General features: G+C 46.3%; 4 protein-coding genes. 3 read left to right on the top strand and 1 reads right to left on the bottom strand.

Annotated elements, in window-relative coordinates; genetic code table 11:
• Both selD and A3756_RS14335 read left to right on the top strand, forming a co-directional pair.
• Nucleotides 1-630 (top strand): selenide, water dikinase SelD (gene selD, locus A3756_RS14340; protein ID WP_156490482.1); only part of this gene is annotated, 630 nt, incomplete at its 5' end.
• A 151-nt stretch (nucleotides 631-781) separates the two neighbouring features.
• The gene (locus A3756_RS14335; RefSeq protein WP_068513598.1) at nucleotides 782-1,909 is read left to right on the top strand and encodes a hypothetical protein; all 1,128 of its coding nucleotides are present in this window, start codon (nucleotides 782-784) and stop codon (nucleotides 1,907-1,909) included.
• A 23-nt stretch (nucleotides 1,910-1,932) separates the two neighbouring features.
• On the opposite strand, the gene A3756_RS14330 is transcribed toward A3756_RS14335, so the two are convergent.
• A complete protein-coding gene (locus A3756_RS14330) occupies nucleotides 1,933-3,423 on the bottom strand; it encodes a PLP-dependent aminotransferase family protein (RefSeq protein ID WP_068513601.1) in 1,491 nt (496 codons plus the stop codon).
• Between the two features lie 128 nt (nucleotides 3,424-3,551).
• Here A3756_RS14330 and A3756_RS14325 point away from each other — a divergent pair, with 128 nt between their 5' ends.
• Nucleotides 3,552-4,145, top strand: a complete 594-nt coding sequence (locus tag A3756_RS14325) for a pyridoxamine 5'-phosphate oxidase family protein (RefSeq protein WP_197469914.1) — start codon at nucleotides 3,552-3,554, stop codon at nucleotides 4,143-4,145.
• Nucleotides 4,146-4,183 lie beyond the last annotated feature (38 nt).

The raw sequence follows: 4,183 nt of genomic DNA, 5'->3' as shown, positions 1-4,183 counted from the left end.
TGTGAGATGCCCATTGTTGGGGGGCATACTGCAGAAGGTGCTGAACTAAGCCTTGGCTTTACCATTAATGGTCTAACCGATGAAAACCAGCTTCTAACCAAGGCTGGGCTTCAGCCAGGTGATAAATTGATTCTAACTAAAGCGCTGGGAACAGGGGCTTTATTTGCAGGGGATATGCGAGGCTTGGCGAAGGGGCCTTGGGTGAAATCGGCGATTGAAATGATGCTTCAGTCTAACCAAAAGGCGAGTCATATCCTCTTCAACCATAGGGCGAAAGCTTGTACCGATGTCACGGGCTTTGGCTTAGCTGGACACTTACTGGAAATGCTTCAGGCGTCAAAGCAAAAGGCTTCTTTGAATCTGGCTTCCTTACCTGTATTGGACGGTACTGAAGCACTGATGGCTAAGGGTATATTCTCGAGCTTGCATGAGCAAAACAAACAAATCGATACCAAGATGCGTGCTTTTATTTCCTTGGAAACGCCGAAAGAAGCAGAGATTTTATTTGACCCCCAAACTGCGGGAGGTTTATTGGCTGGAGTGCCTGCTGATCAAGCGAACGCTTGTTTAAATGAGCTGAGAACCGCGGGTTATGACTTGGCTTGTGTGATTGGCGAAGTGATTAAGTAGTAATATCCAGCTACCTTACCATCCTTTGGAGGGGGCTGACTTGAAGGCATTCACAAAGGTAAGAATATCTCGTTGAGGGAGGTACTTTTCATCGTTAGCATGTGTGAAAAATAAACAAAATAAAAACACACATGTGCAAAAGGATGTTTGTATGAGTACCTACTTTTCCAGCATCAAAGATGAAATTCATACATTGGGCAAACTCATTGCAGGTTGTATTTACGCGAAAACGGTTTTATTCGTTGAAAACTGTTATTCCGATATGACTCCCTTGCAGGATGAAGAGCTATCGGAGATTTCCGGCCAAGCTTTTGTCACCCTAGACCAGGAAACCGTTCTTGGAAAAGAAATGACCCGAGTAAATATTGGTATGGAACTCAAGACGCAGCTGAACGTTGAGGAGCTTAAATTAGGCGAATATCCTCGCTGGGAAAATGGCGAAGCTTGTTTTGAGTGTGATGGAACAGAACCAGGCTTGGAAAAGCAGGGCGCAGATCTTTGGGTTAAGAATATGAGCTTTGGCGCGATTGCCGAGACCAGTGGTAGAAAGATGGATGGACGCTACTATAGAGCGGGCGAAATCATTCCTTTTGAGTTTTATGACCCTTACATCGAAATCGCTAAAGAAGACGATGAACTAGTGGGTATGCGTATTGGCTTTCATCAGGCGCGTGGTATTTTCTCTGGGGATATTTTGAGCTTTACCGGTCAACTGCCCGTTCAAATAAAGGATAATGCTTACGCATTGATTGATGCCCCTAATCGCCCCTGGTGGTTTGCCTTAGCGGGGGCTCTCTTGCCTTTTACACCGGTAGAAGGGCAGGCTCATCCGATTACCGCACCGAATGTGGTGGATGGTGAGGTAGATTATGAAAGCGGTGGTCAGCCAGACCCTGTCCGAGCGACCCATATCGGTTTGCCCAGTGGTTCAAATTTTACGCTTGGGCCTATCCCGTTTATTGGTGATATAGATTTTGCCACGACTGACTGTAACCTTCATGGAGTTCCGACCTGTTTTCCGATGACTCAGTTTAAAAGCATGGAAGTAGGGGAAAAACAAAAGAACGGCACTTTTCTACCTACTGGCGGTTTCTTTTTGTCGATGCAGAAAAAGGCCATGGAATGGATTGAACCTGTTAGTCAGCAACGCGTTTCGACACCGAGCGGAGTATTCTTCAGTGTTCCGGTTGGGAGTGTTGAATTCAACCTGGAACAATCATTTCATGGTACGCCTCGCCGCCGAGTTGAGTATATTGATAGAGGTGTGGGCTTGTTTTAGTTCGATTGACCTTACAGTATTGATTAAGTGCTAGTCATGCATGAAAGCATGACATTCCGAAGCGTTTGTATATGCGGATCAATCAGGCTTAGCTCCGTATTAGCAAAACCCAGTACAAGGCCTTGCTCCTCGGCTCGATCGAGGTAATAAGTGGATAAGGGGCTGGCAGAGAGGTTATGCTCCCTCATCGCTTCAACAACCTTCATATCTGATAGCCCGGCCTGGCAAAGTTGCGGATTAAAAATCAATACTATGTGCATGCCCGCGCCGGTGCACTCGGGCTTTGCGAGATTTTCCAGGTGCTGTTCGCAAGCCGCGATGATCGTTTTGAATTTCTCGTGATAGAGCCCTCTCATTTTTCTCAGGTGCCTGATAAAGTGCCCTTCTGCAATAAACTCAGCGACAGTTTCCTGCTCAACCATTGGTGTTTGCCCTGCGATTCTATTTTTCGTCTTCACACATGGGGCAATGACTTGCTCAGGGACAACCATGTAGCCAAGCCTTAGTGCAGGGTAAAGTACCTTGCTAAATGAACCGATGTAGATAACTTGATCCTGTAAACCCAAACCTTGCATGGAGGCAATCGGTTTGTGTTCATAGTGATATTCACTGTCGTAATCATCCTCCAGAATCCATACTCCATTTTCAGCAGCCCATTGAAGGATGTTTAAGCGATTTGCCAAAGGCATAATCCCGCCCATCGGATATTGATGAGTCGGTGTGACACATAAGATTTTACCCTTTGGTTTCTTCGGTAGTGCTTGTAGGTCTAAGCCATTCTTACCCACCGGGATGCCGGTAATTTTGCACTGATGTGCTTTAAAGGCTTCGCGCATTCCAATGTAGCCCGGGTTTTCCAAATAGACTTCATCTCCGTGATTCAAGATGACTTGAATCGCGATATTGACCGCTTGTTGAGCGCCAACCGTGATGATGATTTGCTCGGGTGTGCAATCCAATCCTCGTGAAGATTTTAAGTAGCTGGCAAGCACTTCTCTCAAGTAGGACGAACCTTGTAATGAATCATATCCAAGCAAGGCGATACGCTGGCTTTGTTGTTGATATATTTGCCCCCATTTTTTGATGGGAAAAGCTTTGAGGTCAGGTAAACCGGCTTCGAAACTGGTGTTGCGATAGACTCTGATCTTGTTGTCGCCGAGCAAGACTTTTCCAGAATCAGAGAGCGGCATCTTGGTTGGTTTTGACTCAAATCGCATGATGTTCTTCGTTTGAGCATTGAGATAATCATCAGGAAGATTGGTCGCAATATAGTGGCCCGCTCCTTTTTTCGTTTGCAGGTAGCCTTCAGCTTTCAGTTGCTCGAAGGCGCCCGAAACCGTGTTTCGGCTAACCTTAAGAATACTCGACAGCGCACGGCTAGAAGGTAATCGCCTCCCTGAGACTAATCGTCCATCTAATATTCTGTTCTTGACCCCCTGATACAGCTGATGTTGCAGTGTCTCGGTGCCAGAAAAAGAAAAGTCACGTAACGAGTCAAATTCTTCAGTGCTCAAATTGGTACCACCAGAAATTAATTATTGGATCTTAATGTGGGGCCAGTATTGATTCAGACTAAGCATGAGTCAAGCACAGAGATACGAGTGCGATAGGAAATATCTTTATATAACAAAGGAGAATAGAGGTGACCTTAAAGAAAACGCAGCGCTCTGAAATAAAGCGAGCAGCAAAACGAGCCAGTTACCAACAGAGCGACTTATACCCCTTGATTGATGAGCTAAAACTGGCGCATATTTGCTTTGCGCCCGAAGGTAAACCTATGTCTATCCCGATGCTTTGCTGGCGTGTCGACAATGCGATTTATATCCATGGTAGTCGAGGCAGTCGCCTGGTTAAGCAACTCACGAGTGGGCTCGAAGCCTGTGTATCCTTCGCTGAATTAAATGCCTGGGTAATGGCGAAATCGGGCTTCCATCACAGTGCTAACTATCGTTCGGCTGTACTGTTTGGCTACTTTGAATTGGTGGAAGATGAACAGCAACAGCTTGCCGCATATGAGCACTTTGTTGAACAGCTCGAAACCGGCCGTTGGAAACAAATTCGCCAACCCAATGAAAAGGAACTTCAGGCAACATCACTACTCAGGATGGACATCGACGAAGGGGCAGTGAAACAAAGACAGGGCGGCCCAAATGATGACATTGAAGACTTGGTGCTTCCCGTTTGGGTGGGAGAGATTCCTATCATTAAAACATGGGGAGAGCGAGTGGAGTATTAAGGCAGGCTCGAAAAGCGCCTGCTTAAGGAGTCCGCCGG

The organism is Oleiphilus sp. HI0086, assembly GCF_001635225.1.
The sequence above is the reverse complement of the archived record's forward strand: the minus strand, read 5'-3'. Positions and strand labels throughout refer to the sequence as shown.

Bases quoted from the DNA above. Each gene is read 5' to 3' on its own strand.
- A3756_RS14335 (WP_068513598.1), top strand. From the start codon at position 782: ATGAGTACCTACTTTTCCAGCATCAAAGATGAAATTCATACATTGGGC.